This is a genomic window from Streptomyces sp. NPDC026246, from assembly GCF_055567995.1.
This window is the reverse complement of the sequence record NZ_JBVHPJ010000005.1, coordinates 347,917-367,507: the sequence shown is the minus strand read 5'-3', so window position 1 is coordinate 367,507 and position 19,591 is coordinate 347,917. Positions and strand designations below refer to the sequence as shown.

The 19,591-nt window shown below is 72.4% G+C and carries 17 protein-coding genes and 1 pseudogene; 7 read left to right on the top strand and 11 right to left on the bottom strand.

Annotated features, from left to right (window positions below):
* Positions 1–12: 12 nt before the first annotated feature.
* Positions 13–651 carry an HD domain-containing protein gene (locus tag ACZ4M5_RS16070; RefSeq protein WP_467737113.1) on the bottom strand — a complete coding sequence of 213 codons (639 nt, stop codon included), beginning with the start codon at positions 649–651 and terminating at the stop codon, positions 13–15.
* A 133-nt stretch (positions 652–784) separates the two neighbouring features.
* Complete coding sequence (locus ACZ4M5_RS16065) at positions 785–1,774, bottom strand: GlxA family transcriptional regulator (RefSeq protein ID WP_467737375.1); 990 nt, start codon at positions 1,772–1,774, stop codon at positions 785–787.
* A 315-nt stretch (positions 1,775–2,089) separates the two neighbouring features.
* Between ACZ4M5_RS16065 and ACZ4M5_RS16060 the strand changes: the two genes are divergently transcribed.
* Together ACZ4M5_RS16060 and ACZ4M5_RS16055 are read left to right on the top strand one after the other, a co-directional pair.
* Positions 2,090–2,728 carry an HD domain-containing protein gene (locus tag ACZ4M5_RS16060; protein WP_467737111.1) on the top strand — a complete coding sequence of 213 codons (639 nt, stop codon included), beginning with the start codon at positions 2,090–2,092 and terminating at the stop codon, positions 2,726–2,728.
* A 43-nt stretch (positions 2,729–2,771) separates the two neighbouring features.
* Positions 2,772–3,692, top strand: a complete 921-nt coding sequence (locus ACZ4M5_RS16055; protein ID WP_467737109.1) for an NADP-dependent oxidoreductase — start codon at positions 2,772–2,774, stop codon at positions 3,690–3,692.
* Between the two features lie 65 nt (positions 3,693–3,757).
* Here the strand turns inward: ACZ4M5_RS16055 and ACZ4M5_RS16050 are convergent, their stop codons facing one another.
* Together ACZ4M5_RS16050 and ACZ4M5_RS16045 are read right to left on the bottom strand one after the other, a co-directional pair.
* Entirely contained in the window at positions 3,758–4,264 is a 507-nt protein-coding gene (locus ACZ4M5_RS16050) for a carboxymuconolactone decarboxylase family protein (protein ID WP_467737107.1), read from the bottom strand.
* A gap of 91 nt (positions 4,265–4,355) precedes the next feature.
* A complete protein-coding gene (locus ACZ4M5_RS16045; RefSeq protein WP_467737105.1) occupies positions 4,356–4,811 on the bottom strand; it encodes a tellurite resistance TerB family protein in 456 nt (151 codons plus the stop codon).
* Between the two features lie 133 nt (positions 4,812–4,944).
* Between ACZ4M5_RS16045 and ACZ4M5_RS16040 the strand changes: the two genes are divergently transcribed.
* Complete coding sequence (locus tag ACZ4M5_RS16040) at positions 4,945–5,322, top strand: nuclear transport factor 2 family protein (RefSeq protein ID WP_467737103.1); 378 nt, start codon at positions 4,945–4,947, stop codon at positions 5,320–5,322.
* 203 nt (positions 5,323–5,525) lie between these two features.
* Here the strand turns inward: ACZ4M5_RS16040 and ACZ4M5_RS16035 are convergent, their stop codons facing one another.
* From ACZ4M5_RS16035 to ACZ4M5_RS16005, 7 genes are all read right to left on the bottom strand, one after another.
* Complete coding sequence (locus ACZ4M5_RS16035; RefSeq protein ID WP_467737101.1) at positions 5,526–7,883, bottom strand: S9 family peptidase; 2,358 nt, start codon at positions 7,881–7,883, stop codon at positions 5,526–5,528.
* Entirely contained in the window at positions 7,856–9,640 is a 1,785-nt protein-coding gene (locus tag ACZ4M5_RS16030) for an N-acetylglutaminylglutamine amidotransferase (protein ID WP_467737099.1), read from the bottom strand. The genes ACZ4M5_RS16035 and ACZ4M5_RS16030 overlap by 28 nt, the downstream gene beginning before the upstream one ends.
* Before the next feature lie 208 nt (positions 9,641–9,848).
* On the bottom strand, positions 9,849–11,051 hold the full coding sequence (locus ACZ4M5_RS16025) for a carboxylate-amine ligase (RefSeq protein WP_467737097.1): 1,203 nt from the start codon (positions 11,049–11,051) through the stop codon (positions 9,849–9,851).
* Between the two features lie 201 nt (positions 11,052–11,252).
* On the bottom strand, positions 11,253–12,365 hold the full coding sequence (locus ACZ4M5_RS16020; RefSeq protein ID WP_467737373.1) for a PP2C family protein-serine/threonine phosphatase: 1,113 nt from the start codon (positions 12,363–12,365) through the stop codon (positions 11,253–11,255).
* A gap of 195 nt (positions 12,366–12,560) precedes the next feature.
* The gene (locus ACZ4M5_RS16015) at positions 12,561–13,844 is read right to left on the bottom strand and encodes a ThuA domain-containing protein (protein WP_467737095.1); all 1,284 of its coding nucleotides are present in this window, start codon (positions 13,842–13,844) and stop codon (positions 12,561–12,563) included.
* Positions 13,841–16,090 (bottom strand): RICIN domain-containing protein, encoded by a 2,250-nt coding sequence (locus ACZ4M5_RS16010; RefSeq protein WP_467737093.1) that lies wholly within the window; start codon positions 16,088–16,090, stop codon positions 13,841–13,843. Before ACZ4M5_RS16010 ends, ACZ4M5_RS16015 begins: the two co-directional genes overlap by 4 nt.
* 81 nt (positions 16,091–16,171) lie before the next feature.
* On the bottom strand, positions 16,172–17,557 hold the full coding sequence (locus ACZ4M5_RS16005; RefSeq protein WP_467737091.1) for a ricin-type beta-trefoil lectin domain protein: 1,386 nt from the start codon (positions 17,555–17,557) through the stop codon (positions 16,172–16,174).
* A 389-nt stretch (positions 17,558–17,946) separates the two neighbouring features.
* On the opposite strand from ACZ4M5_RS16005, the gene ACZ4M5_RS16000 reads away from it, so the two are divergent.
* From ACZ4M5_RS16000 to ACZ4M5_RS15985, 4 genes and pseudogenes are all read left to right on the top strand, one after another.
* Positions 17,947–18,495, top strand: a complete 549-nt coding sequence (locus ACZ4M5_RS16000) for a hypothetical protein (protein ID WP_467737089.1) — start codon at positions 17,947–17,949, stop codon at positions 18,493–18,495.
* Positions 18,496–18,520: 25 nt separating this feature from the next.
* Positions 18,521–18,667 (top strand): annotated as a pseudogene (locus tag ACZ4M5_RS15995) (AraC family transcriptional regulator); the annotation flags it as partial.
* Between the two features lie 154 nt (positions 18,668–18,821).
* Entirely contained in the window at positions 18,822–19,082 is a 261-nt protein-coding gene (locus ACZ4M5_RS15990) for a hypothetical protein (RefSeq protein WP_467737087.1), read from the top strand.
* A gap of 84 nt (positions 19,083–19,166) precedes the next feature.
* Positions 19,167–19,463 (top strand): hypothetical protein, encoded by a 297-nt coding sequence (locus ACZ4M5_RS15985; protein ID WP_467737085.1) that lies wholly within the window; start codon positions 19,167–19,169, stop codon positions 19,461–19,463.
* Positions 19,464–19,591 lie beyond the last annotated feature (128 nt).

Here is a 19,591-nt window from a genome sequence, read left to right as displayed (position 1 = left end):
GCGCCGCGTCGCTCACTCGGGCCAGTCGGAGTCGTTGATGACGTCCACGAAGTTGACGCGGCGGAAGCCGGGCACGAAGTGGGCCAGCACGTCCGCGTTCACCGTGCCGAAGGTGGTCGCCGGGCGGTGCCGGAAACCTTCCGTGAACGCCTGCAGGATCCGGCGCTTGAAGTCCGGGCGGGGGTGGGCCGCGGTGACCTCCTCGATCTGGGCCCGGGTGAGGTTGCCCAGGTGCAGGCCGAGCACGTCCGTCTCCACCCCCGCGGTGGTCGCCGCGATCTCCGGCGCCAGCTTGTAGGGCACCTCGGGCGTGGTGTGCAGGGCGACGGCCGTCCAGACGGTCTCCGCGTCGGATGCGGACAGCCCGTGGGCCAGCGCGAACGCGCGGGCCTGGTCGGCGCCGTCCATCTCGAAGCGCTGGTCCGCGCTGCGGTAGGGCTCGACCAGCCCGGTGTCGTGGAAGAGCGCTGCCACGTACAGCAGCTCGGGGTCCGGGTCCAGGCCCCGCGCCGCCGCCTGCAGGCTGCCGAAGAGGTACACCCGCCGGGAGTGGTGGTAGATCAGCGGCGGGGTGGTGCCGCGGATCAGATCCGTGGCCTCGCGGACGAGCGCGCTGTCGGGGACGACGACGCCGGCGATCTTCTCACTCATGACGGGCTCTCCTCGGAGCGGGGACGGTCGGTGCCTCCACCCTCCGTCCGCCCGGGGTGCCGCGTCCCCTACCGGACGGTCGACATTCCCTCGTAAACGGCCACTCCCGCACGGCGGCTGAAGGAGCCGCGTCTCACCGGGAACCGGGCGCGGCACGCGACCCCGCGCCCGTCGTGGTGAAGCGGCGCTGGTACCTGGTCGGGGAGATGCCCAGATGACGCGCGAACGCCCGACGCAGACTCTCGTAGCTGGGAAAACCCGAACGGGCGGCCGCTTCCGTCGCGTTGTGCCCCGAGTCCAGCAGGGCCTTCGCCATGTCGAAGCGGATCAGCTCCACATACCTCATGGGCGTCGTGTCCAGCTCCGAGCGGAACATGCGCGTCAGATGGCGGGGGCTGACCCGCACCCGTGCGGCCAGGGCCTCCAGGCTGTGATCGGCGGTCGGATCGGCCTGGACGGCGTCCTGGACCTGGCGCAGCACCGGCGTCTGCGGGGCCGGCCCCCGCAGGGACGCCGAGAACTGGGACTGGCCCCCGGCCCGCTGCATGTACACCACGAGGGACCGCGCGACGCTGCGGGCCAGGTCCGCGCCGTGCTCCTGCTCCACGAGGGCGAGCGCCAGGTCGATGCCCGCCGTCACTCCGGCCGAGGTGTACAGGTCGCCGTCCCGGACGAAGAGCGCGTCGGGCTCGACGCGGGCCGTGGGGCAGCGCCGGGCCAGCAGCTCGGTGTGCTGCCAGTGCGTCGTCGCCCGCCTGCCGTCGAGCAGGCCCGCCGCGCCGAGGATGAACGCGCCGGTGCAGATCGACGCGACGCGACCGGCCTGCGAGGCCAGCTTGCGCGCGGCCGCGGCGAGGTCCGGTTCCACCTGCCCCTGGGGGACCCGGTCGCCCCCGACCACCAGCAGGGTGTCGAAGGCGGGGGCACCGTCGGCGTCGGTGTCGACCGGCACCCGCACGCCGATGGAGGAGGCGACCGGGCCGCCGTCGACCGACACGAGGGTCAGCCGGTAGTCGGCCCCGAACCGATTGGCCTCGCTGAAGACCTCGGCGGGCCCGGACAGGTCCAGCATCTTCATCCCGTCGAACACGAGGACACCGACGCTGTGCTCCCTCGGCTTCATCATCCTCACCCTCGGACTTCCGGCTCCCCGGCGGAAGCGCGTACGGCCCATTCTCCCCGCTCCGCCGAGGCCGCGCGGGTCCCGCTCCGTCCACGGCGCCGTGGGGCGAGAACGGTGAGCGGCCCCCGAGCACCGTGCCTGTCCTGATTCGGGGGGTTCCTGGCCGGACCGAGGCGGCGCCGGAGCAGCCGCGGCGGCACGGTGGAGGAAAGGACACCCGCACCGGCGGAAAGGACACCCGCACCGGCGGAAAGGCACTTTGCCGGTGACACGCGGTGAACGCCGGTGACACCCGTCACGAGAAAGAACGACGTCATGACCGACACAGTCGCTGGAATCGCGTTTCCCCTGACCGCAGCGGCCGACGAAGCCACCCGCCGCGTCCGGGAGATGGTGAGCCCGCTGGTCTTCCACCATTCCCGGCGGGTCTTCCTCTTCGGCTCACTGCACGCCCGGGCGCTCGGCCTGCGGCCCGACCCCGAGCTGCTCTACCTGGCCGCCATGTTCCACGACACGGGCCTGCTGACGCCGTTCTCCGACGCCGTCCAGCGATTCGAGCTCGACGGAGCGGACCACGCCCGGACGTTCCTGCTCGACCAGGGCTTCTCCAGCGGTGCCGCGGACGTCGTCTGGCAGGCGGTGGCCCTGCACACGACGCCGGGCATCCCCGGCCGGATGGGTCCGGAGATCGCCGCCACCAACTTCGGTGTGCTGACCGACGCCATCGGCTGGCGACTGGACGAACTCGACGCCGACTCGGTCGAGGCCGTCACCGCCGTCCATCCGCGCGGCGACTTCAAGAGGGAGTTCCTGCAGGAATTCGTCCACGGGCTGAAGAACCGTCCTGAGACGACGTACGGCACCGTGAATTCCGATGTCCTCCAGCACTTCGTCCCCGATTTCCGGCCCTCGAGCATGGTCGAGCGCGTCACCGGCTCGGCCTGGCCGCGGTGAGCACCGCACCCCCGACCCTGTGTGACCACCGAAAGGAAACGCCATGCAAGCCGTCACCGTGAGGGACCGCTCCGCCGGGATCGCCGGACTGTCCTTGACGGAGCTGGACCATCCGCACGCCGCCGAGAACGACGTCGTCGTGCGCGTGCACGCCGCCGGCTTCACCCCCGGGGAACTGGACTGGCCGGCGACGTGGACCGACCGGGCCGGCCGGGACCGCACCCCGAGCGTCCCCGGCCACGAACTGTCCGGCGTCGTCGTCGGACTCGGCTACGGCACCACCGGACTGGACGTGGGACAGCGGGTCTTCGGCCTGAGCGACTGGGCGCGCGACGGCTCGCTGGCCGAGTACGCGGCGGTCGAGGCGCGCAACCTCGCTCCTCTCCCGGCGGACGTGGACCACACCGTCGCGGCGGCCCTGCCGATCTCCGGACTCACCGCCTGGCAGGGCCTGTTCGACCACGGACACCTCACCACCGGCCGGACCGTGCTGATCCACGGCGCCGCAGGCGGGGTCGGATCGCTCGCCGTGCAGCTCGCCCACGAAGCCGGGGCCCGGGTCATCGGCACCGGCAGGGCCCACTCCCGTGAGACGGTGCTGGGGCTGGGCGCGGACGCCTTCGTGGACCTGCAGGGTGACCGGCTGGAGGAGATCGGCGAGGTCGACCTCGTCCTCGACGTGCTCGGCGGTGAGATCCTCGACCGGTCGACCGCGCTGGTGCGCGCCGGCGGCACCGTGGTCACCATCGCCGAACCGCCCCGCGTCCGGCCGGAGAACGGCCGTGCCGTGTTCTTCGTCGTGGAACCCGACCGCGCACGTCTGTCCGACCTGGTCCGGCGGGTACGGGACGGCCGGCTGCGGCCCCTCGTCGGAGACATACGGCCCCTGTCCGAGGCGCCCGGCGCCTTCGCCCCCTGCAAGCGGGCTCCCGGCAAGACGATCATCCGGGTGGCGCAGGACTGAGGCCACCGCGGCGGGCCGCCGGGCCGGTTGGGCGGCGGCCCGCCGCGGTGGCATGGTTCACCGCGTCACTTCCACGGCGCCGAGAACGCCCGCCCGGGCACGGGCTTGGCGATCAGCGCCACCGGGATGAAGAAGTTGACCTGGCCGATCACGAACATCAGCGTGGCCAGCGCCTTGGCCTCGTAGTGCTCGGCCGCCTGCGCGTACAGCTCGTTCCGCACCCTCTCACCGTCGGCGGACGGCTGAAGGACGGCCTCCACCAGTGCGAGCGCGGCCCGCTCGGCACCGGAGAAGTACGGCGAGTCCTGCCAGGAGGCCACCGAGGTGATCCGCTCCTCCTGTTCCCCGGCCTTGCGCAGGAAGCCCGTGTGCAGAACGGTCAGGTAGGTGCTGCCGACGATCTGCCCGGCGCGCAGCTGCACCAGGCCGATCGTGGAGCGCGGCACCGACCCGTTGCCGGTGACCCGGAACAACGCCGCCGACACGTCGGCCAGTTCGGGGACGAGCTCCGCGGGGTCCTCCTGCATCCGCGGGGCCATCGGGATCTCGGCCGTGATCGCACGTGTTTCCATCACTGTCTCCTCGGGCTCTTGGTCGCTGTCACCTCTGTGACGGATCGCGGCGCAGGAATGTGACCGAGGCGGACGACGTGGCCGGGTGCGGTCAGAGGTCGAACTCGTGCGGGGGCAGGTCGAGCGCGTAGCACGCCTCGCGGACGACCGCCTGCTCGTCCTTGTCGAAGTCGCCGTCTGCGCCGCCGATGACGATGCCGATCTGGATGACGGCCCGCGCCTCGGCCGGCTTCTTCTTCGCCTTGGCGATCTCCTGCATGACGCTCACCTTGCCGAAGTCGAAGTCGGCGGCGAGCTTGTCGAGGTTCTCCTCGAACCGGCGGCGCAGGTCGTCCGCGGGGAAGTTCTGCAGGACCTCGTTGGTGCCGATGAGCTGGGCCACGCGCCGCCGCTCGGACGGGTCGACGGAGCCGTCGGCCGCGGCCACCAGGGCGCACATGGCCATGCTCGCGTCGCGGAACGCGCCGCTCTTGAGGTCGTTCTTCTTCGCGACGAGCTGGGTCTGCATCGTCGAGGCGGATTCCTTGAGGCGGTCCCACAGTGCCATCGGTGAACTCCGTATGCGGGTCGGTTACTTCTACAGAAATGTAGAAGCTACCAGGGTGAGGTGCGTGGTGTGCCCACAGGGGGCAGGAGTTCGCCCAGGACCGGGGGCCCGAGGCGGCTGGTATTACTGGGGCATGCATGAAGAGACCGCGCAGTCCGCGATCGACACGTTCATCTCCGCCTTCAACGCCTCGAACGACGCCTATGTGACGGGGCTGTTGTCCCAGGCCCTGACCTCGGACGTCGTCTTCTGGGGGCCGCTGGGGCGCAGTGAGGGCATCGAGGCGGTCGAGCGGTTCGTGCTGGACATCCGGCGTCACCCGGCGGGTGCCGGCACGATGGTGCGCTGCTCGGCTGTCGACATGCCCGACGAGTGGGCCCGCTACCAGTGGGTGTTCACCACACCGGACGGAGGCCCCCGCCTCGTCGGAACCGACGTCGTCCATCTGCGCCGGAGCCTCATCGACCAGATCATCGTCTTCGCGGGCGAGATCGAGCCGTCCCCACACTGAGCCGCCGCCGGCCTCCGCCCGGTGGGGGGCCGACGGACCGCGTGAAGGCGTCGCGCCCGGGTCCCGGTCGCGCCCGGTCGTCGTCAGCCGTCCCGGTCCGTCGGGTTGCCCGCCCCGCCGTCGTCCGGGCCCACGCGTACGCAGCACTCGCCCGGTCGCCATGACCTCGACCGTGCTCGGTGACCGAGGGCGGACGGTGCCGGTCAGCCCGACAGGTGGCGCTGGATCCAGTCCGCCGCGGTGCGGCGGAACAGGCGGCGGTTGTCGGCGCGGCGGAAGTCGTGCCCCTCGTGCTGGAGGACGACCAGTTCCGCCTCCACCCCGCGGTCCCGGGCCGCCCGCACGAACTGCTCGGACTCACCCGGCGGCACGTTGGTGTCGTGCTGGCCGTGCACCGCCATCACGGGCGCCCGCAGGGCGTCGATGCGGCTCATCGGCGACAGGGAGCGCAGCAGCTCCCGGTCGCGTTCGGGATGCCCGTACTTGTGGGCCGCCGACCGGGCGATCCACGGCTCGGTGCCGGCGAAGAACGTCGCGAAGTCCGACATGCCGCAGACGGCCACGCCCGTGCGGAACAGGTCCGGGTGCCACACCAGGGAGGCCAGCGTCAGGTAGCCGCCGTAGGAGTGGCCCATGACGGCGAGCCGCCTCGGATCGGCCAGCCCGGCGAGGATCGCGTGCGCCGCACAGTCCGCGACGTCGTCGATCGCGGCGAACCGGCCCGTGCCCAGATCGGCGTCGACGAAGGAGCGCCCGTAGCCGGACGAGCCGCGCACGTCGGGGGCGAAGACGTCCAGGCCCCGGCCGACGAGCTCGTGGTAGAGCGGGTCGAACACCGGGCGTTCCTGGTCCTCCGGGCCACCGTGCAGATGGATGACGCAGGGCGCGGGCTCGCCGGGCGCCCGGCCCGGGGCCCGGTAATACCAGCCGCCGAGGGTGAGCCCGTCCCGGGCGGTGGGCCGCATCGGTTCGGGCCGCACGGGCGGACGGTCACCGGGGACCGTGTCCTCGTCCCGCGAGGACCAGGGCGTGCGCAGGGCCGTGCCCTGATGCAGCCACCACAGACCCGGGCGCCGCTGCGACCCGGCAAGCGCCACGACCGGGCCGTCCGGGTCGGCGGTGGAGGCGACACGGGTGACGACCTCGTGGGGCAGGGACACCTCCCGCGCGGGTCCCACCGCGGCGACGGGCCCGGCCGGGGCCGCGGAGCCGGCCGGCGCGGCCGGGCCCGGGGCAGCGGCCGTGCCCGCCGTCCCGTCCACCGGCTCCGCCGCCGTGCGGAGCGCGACGATCTCCAGCTCGCTCACGCCGCGTACGTTCCACGCGAGCGCGGCGCCGCGGCCGTCGCGGTCCACGGCCAGCAGTTCGAGTCCGCAGTCGGGGCGCTCCGCCGCCACGGTGAGGCCCGTGCGCCGTCCCCGCGCGTCCAGCCGCAGCGCGTACAGGGCGGCGAACTCCCGGTCGTGGTCGCTGCGCAGCCACAGCGTCCGCCGGTCCGGTGAGAACCCGCCGATCCACGGATCGCCGTCGGCGACGGGAAGGGAGCAGGTGATCCTCAGGTCGCGGGTGTCGACGACCAGCGCCTCGCGGCGGCCGCGGGGTCCGCGCCGCAGCAGGGCCAGCCTGCCGTCGCGGCTGAGGTCGCACACCCGCAGCGTGGCCGCGCCGCGCTCGCTCGCCAGGAACACCGGCGCGGAGGCACCCTCCGGATCGACGAGGTACGTCGACAGCGTCAGCGGAGCCGGCTCCTTGCCCCCGGCCCGGTGACCGTCCGGGGTGCGGCTGTCGCCGGTGACGGTGAACGAGGGCGCGGGCGCGGACGGTTGCCCGCCCAGCAGGACGGCGGGGCCGTCGCGCATGTCCCAGCCGGGCGGCAGGGACGGCCCCGGGGCGCCGCTCTCGGCCCGCACCGGTGCCGCCTCGGTCCCGCCCGGGCCGCTGTTCGCCGGCGGCTCCGCGACCGTCACGGCGACGGCCGAACCGTCCCGCCGCCAGCAGCCCAGATGGGCCGAGCTGCCCGGCTCGGCACCGGCCAGGACACGCCGTCCGGTGCCGTCCGGGCGTACGCACAGCACGCGGGTCAGCTCCCCGCCCTCGGGCGCGGTCGTGTACGCGATCCACCGGCCGTCGGGGGACCAGGACACCTCGATGACCGGGTCCGGGTCGGCGTCCAGCAGATGCACGTCCCCGTCGACGGGCCCGGCCCACAACTGCGGAACGCCGCGCCGGTCGCAGATGAACGCCACCTGCCTGCCGCTCGGGTCGGCCGACGGATACCAGCAGCCGTGCCCCGCCAGCACCGTCGGGCCGTCGTCGGGCGCCGTGGCGTCGGGCAGGTGCAGCGGCGCGGGCGCGGGCCGTGAGCCGCCGGACGCCGGGTCCGCTGCCGGGCCGGCGTCCAGCAGGTCCCACAACCGGGTGGCGGTGTCACGCCCGTCCGCCACCGGCCAGGGAGCGCCCGGCGCGTCAGGAGCCGTCGTCTCGGGCGCACCGGCCCAGGGGGACGGGGCGGCCCGCTCCGCGCGCCTGCCGGTCAGTTGATCCCGTGCGTCTGCAGCCATATCTCCAGCAAAGCTACCTGCCACAACGTGTTGGCCCCGCGACGGGTGCGGTGCGCGTCGGGCGCGGCGAGCAGTTCGGTCACGTACTCCTGGCGGAACACACCCCGGCCCTTGGCCTCGGGGGCGGTCAGGGCCTCGCGGACCCGCTCCAGCACCGGGCCGGCCATGTGCTTGATCGCCGGCACCGGGAAGTAGCCCTTGGGCCGGTCCACGACCTCACGGGGCAGCACCTTGCGTCCCACGGCCTTCAGGATGCCCTTGCCGCCGTCGGCGAGCTTGAGTTCGGGCGGGCAGGCGGCCGCCAGCTCGACCAGGTCGTGGTCGAGGAACGGCACCCGCGCCTCCAGGCCCCAGTCCATCGTCATGTTGTCGACGCGCTTGACCGGGTCGTCGACCATCAGCACGTGCGTGTCGAGCCTCAGGTCCGCGTCCAGCGCGGTCTCGGCGCCCGGGGCCGCCATGTGCCGCCGTACGAACGCGGCGGACACGTCGTGCGAGGGGAGCAGGGCCGGCTCCAGGATGCGGGCCAGGTCCGCGTGCGAGCGGTCGGAGTAGGCGTCGAGGTAGGCCTGCGCGGCGCGCTCGCGCGGCACGTCCGCCATGGCCGGGTACCAGCTGTAGCCCGCGAACACCTCGTCGGCGCCCTGGCCGCTCTGCACCACCTTCACTTCCTTGGCGACCTGCTCGGACAGCAGGTGGAAGGCGACCACGTCGTGGCTCATCATCGGTTCGCTCATGGCGGCGACCGCGCCGTCGAGCGCCTGGGACACCCGGTCGGAGGGGACCAGCAGCTGGTGGTGGTCGGTGCCGAAGTGCCGGGCCACCAGGTCCGAGTAGTGGAACTCGTCGCCCTCCTCGCCCCCTTCGGACTCGAAGCCGACGCTGAACGTCGCCAGGTCGCGCTGTCCCTCCTGGGCCAGCAGGGCGACGATGAGGCTGGAGTCCAGGCCGCCCGAGAGCAGCACGCCCACCGGCACGTCGGCGACCATGCGGCGGCGTACGGCGGTGCGCAGCGACTCCAGGACGGCGTCCGTCCAGTCGTCGGCGGTCATCGTCGCGTGCTCGGGACGGCGGACGTAGTCGGGCTGCCAGTAGCAGTGGTCGCGGTACGTGCCGTCCGGCTCGATGACGCGGACGGTGGCGGGCGGCAGCTTGCGCACGCCGTTCAGGACCGTGCGCTCGCCGGGCACGGTGGCGTGCCAGCTGAAGTAGTGGTGCAGCGCGACCGGGTCGAGGGAGGTGTCGACCCCGTCGCCGGCCAGCAGCGCGGGCAGCGACGAGGCGAAGCGGAGCCGGTCGGCGGTCTGCGTGAGGTACAGCGGCTTGATGCCGAGCCGGTCCCGGCCCAGGACCACGCGACCGGTGTCCTGCTCGACCAGCACGAACGCGAACATGCCGTAGAAGCGCTCGACGCAGGCGCTGCCCCACTCCTCGTACGCCTTGAGCACCACTTCGGTGTCCGAGTCGGAGAAGAAGGTGTGCCCGAGGCGGCGCAGTTCCTCGCGCAGCTCACGGTAGTTGTAGACGCAGCCGTTGAACACGCCGGCCACCCGGCCGCCCGGGTCGGTCATGGGCTGGGCGCCGGTCTCCGACAGTCCGATGATCTTGAGCCGGCGGTGGCCGAGGGCCACCGGGCCCTGGGACCACAGCCCGCGCCCGTCGGGGCCACGCGGCGCGAGCCGGTCGGTCATGCGCTCGACCGCCGCGATGTCCGGGCGCCGCCCGTCGAAGCGGATCTCGCCGCTGAGTCCGCACATCAGGCCCGCCCCCTTCCGCCGCCGTCCACGACTGAAGCGGGCCGCGGCACGCTGCGGACGGCGTGCGGCGCCGGCGAAGGGGGCCACGAGCTGGGCATGGGGGAACAACTCCTTGATCTCGGCGATGGTGTCGGCAGGCCGGGGGAGCCGGGCCTGCCACGGCGGCGGGAGGCCGGGGAGAGCGGAAGGGGGTGCAGCGGCATGGGACTCAGCCCGCGATTCCCCCGGCCGCGCTCCGGCGGAGCTCCGGGCGGACCGCCGCCTTCCCCCCGCCGGTGACCGGCCGCAGGGGGGCGGGGGCGGCACGCCGGGCGGTGCGCCCGCCACGCGTCTCGTCGACCAGGAGGTCGACGCTGGCCAGCAGGTCCTCGGAGGCCGCCACGCGGCGCAGCCGCTGAGCGGCGCTCCCGGCGGCCAGGGACTCCTCCAGCAGGGTGCCCACGGTGTCCCAGTCGCCGGACGCCTCCAGGGCCGGGCGCAGCCGGTCGCGCATGCCCCGCAGCACCTCGGGGGCGGGGGCCGCGCGCCGCGTCCGCGGATCGACCAGGGGTCCTTCCAGGCCGGAGCGGGCCGCGCGCCAGGTGGCGGCGCGCAGCCACTCGTGGTGGCCGTCGCAGACCGGGCCGCTGTCCTTCTCCAGTCGCTCGCAGGCGTCGCGCACCAGCGCCCGGAACAGCCCGGCGACCAGCACGACCGTCTCGGCCCGCGGACAGGCGTCGCAGATGCGCAGCTCCAGGGTTCCCTGATGGGCCGAGGGTCGTACGTCGTGGTAGAGCATCCCCGCGTCGCTGATGACGCCCGAACCGATCAGCTCGGCGACGGCGGCGTCGTACTCCTGGGCGCTGCCGTGGCAGCCGGCCGGGCCCGTGGTGGGCCAGCGCTGCCACACCATCGTGCGCCAGCTGGCGTACCCGGTGTCGGAGCCCAGCCAGAACGGCGAGCTCGCCGTGAGCGCGAGCAGCGGCGGCAGCCAGGGCGACACCAGGCACATGGCACGCACGGCGGTGTCGCGGTCGGGCACGTCGACGTGGATCTGGGCGCTGCAGACGAGCTGCTCGTGCACGAGCTTGCGGTACTCGTCGGCCATGTGCCGGTAGCGCGGGTCGTCGGTGACGTCGGTGACGTCCTCGGAGCCGAGCTGCGCGAGCGGGACGGTACCGGCCGCCACCACGGCGAGCCCGAGGGAGGACGCTGCCGCGTCCAGCCGGCGCCGGGCCCCGGCGAGGTCGGCGTGGAGGGCGTCGAGGGTGTCGTGCACCTCGCTGTTGCGCTCCACCGACGACCGCTGGAGCTCGGTGGTGAATCCGGGTCTGTCCAGCCGCTCGAGCACGGCTCGTCCCCGTGGCACCAGGCGCCCGCTCTCCACGTCCACCACGTGGAACTCTTCTTCTGCCCCGATACGCAACGTCACGGTCTCTCTCCCCTTGGCGGGTCCTGCGTCGGCCGCCGGAGGGCTGCGGCCCCTGTGGCCGCGGCGGAGGCCGATCCGCGCCTACCGAGTGCCCTGACCTGGCCCGTACAAGCATGCGATGTGCCACATGGGGCCCACCAGCCTCAGATGAGCGATCCAGTCCCAGCCGTCCCGGCGGCGCCGGCGGTCCCGGCAGGCCGGTCAGACGGTGGTGCCGCGGCCGTGCCAGTCGAGGCACATCACCGTGGCATCGTCCTGGGGGTGGCCGTCGCAGGCGTCCTTCACGGCGTTGGTGAGGAACTGTACGGCCTGCCGGGGGTGCAGGTCACGGGTGTCGCGCAAGAGGGCGCGCAGATCGACGGCGGCCGCCTTGCGGTCCTGCATGCCGTCGGTGATCAGCAGCAGCCGGTCCCCGGGGCGCAGGTCGATCTGCTGGAGGCGGTAGGGCACCGGCGAGGGCACGCCGAACGGCAGGTTCACCGAGAGGCGGATCTCCTCCACGGTGCCGTCGCGCAGCCGTAGCGGCCAGGGGTGGCCGGCGTTGATCAGCTCGACGCGTTCCTCCTGGAACTCGATGCACAGCAGCTGCCCGGTGGCCATGGCGCCCCGGCCGTGCGCCAGCATCGCCCGGTGCGCCTTACGGGCCTGCTCCAGTACGTTGCACCCGGCCCGGCGGGCACCGCGCAGGGCACCGAGCAGCAGGGTCGCCAGGAGGGCGGAGTCGACGTCGTGCCCCATGGCGTCGGTCAGTGAGAGGTGGAGGGTGTCGCGGTCGAGGCAGTAGTCGTAGGTGTCGCCGCCGATGTCGTCCGCCGGGACGAGGGCACACGCGACGGTGAACTGCGGGGCCTCGCAGGAGGACGCCGAGGGCAGCAGCTGGTGCTGGATCTCCGCGGCGAGGGTCAGCGGAGTGGTGCGCTGCCCCCACTGGTAGAGGTCGGTGAAGCGCCGGTCGGTGACGATGATGTACGCCAGTGCGTGCGCCGCCTCGGTGACGTGCCGCAGTACGGTCTCGTCGGTGTGGGGGAGCGTCATCTCCAGCACGCCGACGCAGTCGCCGCGGTTGGTGACCGGGGCGATGACGCGCTGTCTGCCCTCCGCATCCGTCTCCTGGTGCAGCCGCTGCGTGCGCAGCACCCGGTCGTACGGGCTGTCCCGGAGGGGCGTGCGCTCGGCGTCCGCCTCGTCGGCGTCGGCGTCCACCGCCTTGAGACGCACCAGCTCCTGGCCGACGAAGTCGAGGAACAAGAAGGACGTCGACGCCGCGCCGAAGCGCTTCTGCAGATAGCCGGCCACCACGTCGACGGACTCCATCGGAGCTGCGTCCTCGGCAGCCGCCAGCACCTCGCCCAGATCGAATTCGACGGCCACGACGACCCCCCTTTCCGGTCGCCACCTCTTTTATCCCGCTTCGAGGTGGACACACCTGGGGCCCGGTTTCTCCGCCTCCGCGCGCCGCCGGGGCCGACCGGGGCCCGCCGGCGTGTGCCGTCGGGCCCCGGTGGCGGTTCAGGAGACCGCGGTGAGCCGGAACCTCTGCCCGGCCGAGCCGTCGCAGGGGCGCTGCACCAGCTGGGTGCCGGCGGTCGCCGTACCGGTGGTGCTCAGGCACTTGCCGCTGTGCCGGGCGACGAAGCGGTACCCGCCGTCCGGCTCCCGCTCCGGGCGCCACTGCTGGTTCCCGCCACCGCCGTAGGACCACAGTTGCAGCGGGGCGCCGTCGGCGGTGGAGACGCCGGTGACGTCGACGGACTGCTGCGGGTTGCCGCGGGCGGCGATCCGGCTGTAGCCGCCGTCGGTGGGCCGGAACTGCCACTGCTGGGCGGCGGTGCCGTTGCAGGTGTACTGCTGCACGGCCGTTCCGTCGGCCGTGGCCGCCGCCCGTGCGTCGACGCAGGTGCCGTGGGCGCCGTCGGTCAGGGAGTACCAGGCCGTCTCGGAGATCGGGTCGCCGGGGGCGGGTCCGTTCCCCGCTCCGCCGAGCCACTTGAGGCCGTCGATGAGGAAGCGGTTCTGGGTGGCGCTCGCGAACGTCGACGACAGCCGCGTGTTGGTGTCGTAGTTCATGGCGTTGTGCCCGAAGTTCGCGTACAGCATCCGGTACTGGGTGTTGGTCCACAGGATCGGGTAGTAGCCGCTGTACCACGACTGGTTCGGGTCGGTACCGAGCGGGAAGCTCGACGGATCCACCGACGCGAGGACCTTGATGTCCGGGTTGGCCCGCAGGTCGTTGGACCAGCTGTACCACTCGCTGACCGACGAGGTGAACGTCGCGGGCAGTGCGGCGGTGGCCGGGTGGGTCCGGTTCTCGGTGCGCAGCACCGCCGTGGTCGGTCCCCAGGTGTTGGACCGGAAGGCGCCGCTGCCGAGGAAGGAGTTGTAGAACCAGGGCCAGGAGCCGGCCTGGGTGGTGAACGCCGAGACGTGGAAGCCCAGCCAGCCGCCCCCGGCCCTGACGTACCGCTCGAAGCCGGCGCGCTGGGCCGCCGTCTGCGGCGCGTCGTCCAGGAAGAGCACGACCTGGTAGTCGTTCACGCCGCCGTTGGCCAGCAGGTTCCAGTCGGTGGTCGCCGTGTAGCCGAAGCCGTTCTCCGCCGCCGCCCGCGGGAACCAGGCGTTGGCTTCCTTGACGAAGTCGATGTGCGCGGCGTCGTAGGTCCCGTTGTAGAAGGCGATGACCTTGAACGCGGGAGCCCGTACGGCGGCGGAGGCGGGGGGCCCGGCGAGGGCCGGGGCGATCAGCCCCAGCACCAGCGCCGGCAGGAGCAGCAGTCGTGCCGCGAGCCGCCTCACGGGTAGCTCACCAGGTTCGCCACGTTGGTCGAGGAGTTCGACGGCCCGCCCCGGTCGTTGATGACGTGCCGGATGGTGCCGGTGCCGCCCAGCGAGACGGTCACCATGTTCCGGAAGCGCACGTCGGGGTGGTTCGGCACCTCGAAGGCGTGCTCCGCGGTGACGGAGGGGTTGACGTTGAAGTAGCAGTAGCTGCCCAGCCCGTACGCCTGGTGGCTGGTGACGGAGTCGGCGACCTTGTAGGCGGCGTAGCCCTGGGTCGAACCGTTCATCCAGGCGGCCTGGTTGGGCGGGTCGTAGGGCATCTCGTTCTGGTAGAAGTACGTCCGGCCGCCGTTGCCGTTCCAGATGGTCTGGTGCTTCTGGTAGTGCTCGACGAACAGGCCGTACATGGTCACGTCGTCGCCGTTCACGACGAGTCCGGTGTCGGCGGTGTTGGTGTTCCAGCCGATGCCCGAGCCGTGGTCGCCGCGCCAGATCCACATGTGGTCGCCGATGACGTCGTCGCTGTTGACGACGAGGCTCGTGGTGGCCTTGCCGACGGCGGCGCCGCCCACCCGGAAGTACACGTCGTGCAGCGAGGTCGGGTTCGCCCCGTGGTCGGCGGACGCGCCGGACGGTCCGATCTCCACCAGCGACCGGGAGTTGGTCGTGCCCGCGTCGAAGAGGACCCCGGCGATCTTCACGCCGTCGACGTCGGCGACGGTCATGGCGGTGACGCCGTTGTCCGGGATGAAGGTGGCGAGCCCCAGGCCGAGGACCACGGTGTTCGCCCGGGTCACGCGCAGTGTCTGGTCCAGGTGGTACACGCCCGGAGTGACCAGGAGGTTCTTGCCGTCGGCGAGGGCCGCGTTGATCTGTGCCGCGGTCGCGCCCGGCTTGACGACGAAGAACTGGTCGATGCCGAGCGAGGTGCCGGCGGCGTTCCCCCCGGCCCAGGTGGTGGCCGAGGAGTTCGCCCGCAGCGACGGGACGAACACCTTGTAGGCGCCCGCGCCGTCCACGTACAGGAAGGGCTTCTCCCGGACGGTGGGGGTCTGGTTCACCGTCGTGTAGGGCGGGTTGGGGAAGGTGTTGCCCGGCACGCCCTGGCTGCCGACGAAGACCATGTTCCAGTTGGAGCCGGTCCAGCTGCCGAGCTGGGAGTTGCGGGTGAGCCACTGCTGCTGGCTGCCCGAGCGCACCTGACCGTCGATCTTGCTGTCGGCCATGAAGCCGCCGCTGGACCAGCCGCCGTCGCTGAGTTCGAGGTTGCCGCGGACGTGCATGCGCCGGTAGCCGGACGCCTGGGAGACGGCCCAGCGGTCGGTGCCGCCGGTGGGGTTGACCGACAGGTTCTCCGCGCCGCGCCAGAAGTTCTGGGTGGCGTTCTGCGGCGGGAACCAGTCCGCCTCCACGTGCACCGCGCCGTTGATGGTCACGGAGTCGGGCGACTGGCCGAGGCCCAGCACCTGCGTGTAGAAGCCGACGTTGACGTCGTTGCTGTAGGTGCCCGGCTTGAACATCACCGCGTACCGCTGGGACCCGAACTGGTTGGTCTCCTGCTGCCGGAAGATCGAGTCCAGCCGGCTCTGGATCGTGGAGGAGGGCATGCTCGGGTCGAAGACGACCACGTTGGGGCCGAGGTCTGCGTCGCCGGGGGCGGTGTTCACCGGGGACACCTGGAAGCGCTGCGCCGCCGTGCCGTTGCAGGTGTACTGCACCAGCTGGACGCTGTCGGCCGTGGAGGCCGCGGGAACGTCCAGGCACTTGCCGCTGTGCCGGTTGACGAAGTGGTAGGCGCCACCGCCTTCGTCGACGGCCCGCCACTGCTGGTTGCCGCCCCCGCCGTACGTCCACAGGTGCACGGCCGCGTTGTCGGCGGTGGAGACGTCGCTGACGTCCACCACCTGCTGGGCGTCGTTGCGGTTGTTGATGCGCACGTAGCCGTCGCTGGTCGGCGTGAAGCTCCACTGCTGGGCGGTGCTGCTGTTGCAGGTGTACTGCTGCACGGCGGTGCCGTTGACGGTGGCCGCCGCGCGGGCGTCCAGGCACTTGCCGCTGCCGCTGTTCACCACCGTGGACCAGCCGTCGGGCAGCGCCGCCGCCGCGGCGGGGGCGGAAGGGGCCGCCTGCGCCGGGGGAACGCCACCGACCAGGGAGAAGACGGTGGCGGCGGCCGCCAGGGCGGCGACCACGTGGGTGCGCGCAGCGGTGCGGGCGGACCTCGGGCGGCCGCCGGGGGCTGGTCGGGGAGCAGGAAGCATGGCTTCTCCTGTGCCGGTGGTACGGCGTTGTGGGGGACGTGGGGAACGTGGGAGGCGCGGGGGACGTGAGGGAGGGGGCGGTCAGCCGGTGTACTGGGCGAGGACCCGGGTGAAGTCCCACGGCTGCTGGGAGACGCCCGAGCAGGTGTCGGCCCCGCCGCCCGTGCACGGCCGGTCGCGGTTGACCGACCAGAAGGTCAGCCGCGCCAGGTGACGCTGCTGGGCGTAGGCGAGGATCGTGCGGAAGTCGGCGACCGTCACGGTCTCGCCGTTGTCGGTGACGCCGTTCATCGAGGAGATGCCGGTGTGCCGATAGGCCTGGTCGTCGCTGTAGCCGTAGGCGTTCTTCACGGCGGTCTTGAGGCCCTCGGCGGCGCGGACGCTCAGCTGGCCCATGTTCTGCCCGGCGCCGCCGAAGTTGAACGGCATGATCGTCCAGCTGTCGACGGTGAGTCCGGAGGCCGCCGCCTTGCCGATCAGACTGGTGTCGGGCCCGTTCTGGCCGGTGCCGAAGGTGACGTACACCTTGATGCCCGGGTTGTTGGCCTTGACGGTCTTCAGCGCGTCGACCGTCCGCTGCTGCACGGTCGGGCTGTCGTAGGCGGCCGCCTCGATGTCGATGTCGATGGCCTTGAGCCCGTAGGCGTTGATGACCTTCTGGTAGGCGGCGGCCAGCTCGCCCGCGCTGCCGCAGGAACTCTCCAGCTTGTTGCCGCTCCAGCCGCCGAAGGACGGGATGACGTCACCGCCGGCCGCCCGGACGGTGTTGACGGTCTGCTGGTCCACGCCCCCGGTCAGAGGCCGGCTGCCGTCCCACTGCGGGTTGCAGTAGCCGTTGCTGAGGACGAAGGCGAGCGTGAACCACTTGACGCCGGTCGCGTTCATCACGGTGGTCGGGCTGGGCGGGCTGCCCCAGCCGTTGTAGAGGTAGGGCGCCACCGCCATCGCGCCGGGCGAGGGGGCCGGACCGCCGGAAGCGGGGGCGGTCCACTTCTGGTTGGCCGCGCCGGTGCACGTCCAGATCTGCAGCCTCGTGCCGTTGGCGGAGCTGTTGCCGGTGGCGTCCAGGCACTTGTCGGCCTGCGGGTTGACGATGTCCCGTGCGGCGGTGACGGTCCACTGCTGGGCGGCGCTGCCGTTGCAGTCCCAGAGCTGCACCTTGGTTCCGTCGGCGGTGGAGCCGGAGGCGACGTCGAGACACTTGCCGAGGGCCCGGACGGTGCCGTCGGCGGCCACGTCCCACTCCTGGGCGGCCGTGCCGTTGCAGTCGTAGAGCTGCACGGGCGTGCCGTTGGCGGTGGCGGCACCGGCCACGTCCACGCACTTCCCGCCGATCCCGGTGATCCGGCCCGTGGCGGAGGCCGCACCGCTCGCGGGGACGCCGCTGAGGCCCACGAGGAGTGACGCCGCCGCGGCGATGCCGAGCACGTGGCGTCCGGGGGAGCCGGCCGCGATTTGTCTGATCATGGAGTCACGTCCATTTCTGGTGACGAGCGCAGGCCGCCCGAAGTCATGTGCATGACAGGTCAAGCGTCTTAATTCAGTTCATGATTTAAGAAGTGATGCAAGCGCGTGTCAAGGTCTTGGTACAGGCCAATTCCCCCTCCATGGCGCCGCGTTGACGGATGCCGGTCAGGGCCCGACGCTCCCGCATGCGGGAGCGGTACGTGGCGCACAGGACGAGCGACAGCGCGCCGGTCTCTGCCGGGCGAGCGGGAGAGGTCCTCGCCGCCTGCGCTCGCGGACGTGCACCGACAGCCGGATACTCGATGCGGGCGGGCCGCATGCCCCCGCGACGCGGCCCGGGCGAGGAAGGGCGTCAGCCCTCTGGGCCTGACCGGAATGGAGATTGCGTCATGCGCTCCCGAAGCAACCCGCTGACCCCCCTCGCCGCGGTGACGGCCGGCCTGCTGGCCGGGGCGGCGGGAACGGTGTGTCTGGATGCCGTCCATTACCTGAAGTACCGTCGCGCGGGCGGGACGGACAGCCCGCTCGCCTGGGAATTCGCCCCGGTCGAGAGCTGGGAGAAGGCCCCCGACCCGGGGCAGGTGGCCAAGCGGGTCATCGAGGGTTTCACCCGGCGCCGGCTGCCTGACGATTCCGCCTGGCTCACGAGCACCCTCACTCACTGGGCCTACGGCTCGGCCGCCGGCGCCGCCTACGGCATCGTGGCCGGGTCACTGCCCAGGCCGTCCCCCGTCCACGGCGTGCCGCTGGGTGCCGCGGTGTTCGCCGGTGACTACATCACCCTGCCGATCGCAGGGCTCTACAAGCCGATCTGGCAGTACGACACCAAGGTCCTGGCCTGGGATCTCGGCGCGCACCTCGCCTACGGCACCGGCACCGCGATCGCCTTCTGGCTGCTTACCCGACTCGGTGCCGGCAGTGTCGGGAACAGGCCGTGAGCCGCCGGCGCCGGTGGGTAAGCCGCCCGCACCGGTGATCGCGTCGATGAACGGCGTCGAGGTGACGGGGCAGCGCCCGAGGGAGTTCGTCACCGAGGCGGACATCGTGCTGATCGGCAGTGGGGTGAAGGCGCGGGAAGTGGTCGCCGACGACCAGCTGATCTCCGGGCTGCGGTGAGCGGGCTCCGGCCAGGGAACGCTCCCTCCGCGCTGCGGAAGGCCATCCTCCGTATCAGCCGCGGCAGTTGACGGTGTGCCGTACCGCGCCCCGGGTATGCGGGACGCCCACGGGAGTACACACCCTCACCACACGGGAGGAACCGCCCATGTCGCGTCACGACGCTCCGGAGCAGCACGGACTCGGCACACTCGAAATCGGCACCAGGCAGCGCGCCCAGTTGCCGACCCGCATCGCCGACATCGCCTGGAGCGCGCTGGCGGTGCTGGTCGCGCTGTGGGCCGTCTGGGCCTCCGTCGGCGCGGTACGGGGGACGACCGCGTGGGGCTACTGCGCGGCCGCCTGGGTGCTGCTGGCCGTCGCCCTGACGATGCGGGTCCTCACCGTCCGTCGTCGGACCAGGGTGTGAGCGGGGAGCCCGCCCCGAGGGACGAGCGCGGAGGTCCCCGCCGGGCGACCGGCATTGTCAGTGGTGGCTGCGAGGCTGAACGGCATGAACGGAGACGAGCAGCTGCTGCGGGGCCGGGTGTACGGCCACGACCACGACGACCCCGACCCGGGACCACTGCCGCACCAGACGTACGCCGCGCTGACGGGCGGGCCGCTGGACGGACTGCTGCTGGACATCACCGGCTGGCGCCCGGAGGAGATCGACGACGGCGCCGCCCTGCCCACGGAGCTGGGCCAGTTCCCTGGCGGCCGCTCCCTGTACGACCCGCGCCCCGGTGAGCCCCGCGGCAGCGGCCCCGGGGTGAGCTGCCGCTTCTACTACTCCGGAGACACGCCCTGAGGTCCGGTCGCGGGGCCGCGTACGTTCCGGCCGAGGGGCCCTTTACGGTCCGCTCGCCGGACGAGGCAAAATTGGGTGTGCATGGATGCATGAAGTCGGGGTAGACGGCCTTGCGCCGACCCGAGACG

Coding starts and splice junctions, on each gene's coding strand:
- ACZ4M5_RS16070 (WP_467737113.1), bottom strand. CDS start 651: ATGAGTGAGAAGATCGCCGGCGTCGTCGTCCCCGACAGCGCGCTCGTC.
- ACZ4M5_RS16035 (WP_467737101.1), bottom strand. CDS start 7,883: ATGGCTGCAGACGCACGGGATCAACTGACCGGCAGGCGCGCGGAGCGG.
- ACZ4M5_RS16060 (WP_467737111.1), top strand. CDS start 2,090: ATGACCGACACAGTCGCTGGAATCGCGTTTCCCCTGACCGCAGCGGCC.
- ACZ4M5_RS16020 (WP_467737373.1), bottom strand. CDS start 12,365: ATGGAGTCCGTCGACGTGGTGGCCGGCTATCTGCAGAAGCGCTTCGGC.
- ACZ4M5_RS16050 (WP_467737107.1), bottom strand. CDS start 4,264: ATGGAAACACGTGCGATCACGGCCGAGATCCCGATGGCCCCGCGGATG.
- ACZ4M5_RS16055 (WP_467737109.1), top strand. CDS start 2,772: ATGCAAGCCGTCACCGTGAGGGACCGCTCCGCCGGGATCGCCGGACTG.
- ACZ4M5_RS16000 (WP_467737089.1), top strand. CDS start 17,947: ATGCGCTCCCGAAGCAACCCGCTGACCCCCCTCGCCGCGGTGACGGCC.
- ACZ4M5_RS16045 (WP_467737105.1), bottom strand. CDS start 4,811: ATGGCACTGTGGGACCGCCTCAAGGAATCCGCCTCGACGATGCAGACC.
- ACZ4M5_RS16040 (WP_467737103.1), top strand. CDS start 4,945: ATGCATGAAGAGACCGCGCAGTCCGCGATCGACACGTTCATCTCCGCC.
- ACZ4M5_RS16065 (WP_467737375.1), bottom strand. CDS start 1,774: ATGAAGCCGAGGGAGCACAGCGTCGGTGTCCTCGTGTTCGACGGGATG.
- ACZ4M5_RS15985 (WP_467737085.1), top strand. CDS start 19,167: ATGAACGGAGACGAGCAGCTGCTGCGGGGCCGGGTGTACGGCCACGAC.
- ACZ4M5_RS16030 (WP_467737099.1), bottom strand. CDS start 9,640: ATGTGCGGACTCAGCGGCGAGATCCGCTTCGACGGGCGGCGCCCGGAC.
- ACZ4M5_RS16005 (WP_467737091.1), bottom strand. CDS start 17,557: ATGATCAGACAAATCGCGGCCGGCTCCCCCGGACGCCACGTGCTCGGC.
- ACZ4M5_RS15990 (WP_467737087.1), top strand. CDS start 18,822: ATGTCGCGTCACGACGCTCCGGAGCAGCACGGACTCGGCACACTCGAA.
- ACZ4M5_RS16010 (WP_467737093.1), bottom strand. CDS start 16,090: ATGCTTCCTGCTCCCCGACCAGCCCCCGGCGGCCGCCCGAGGTCCGCC.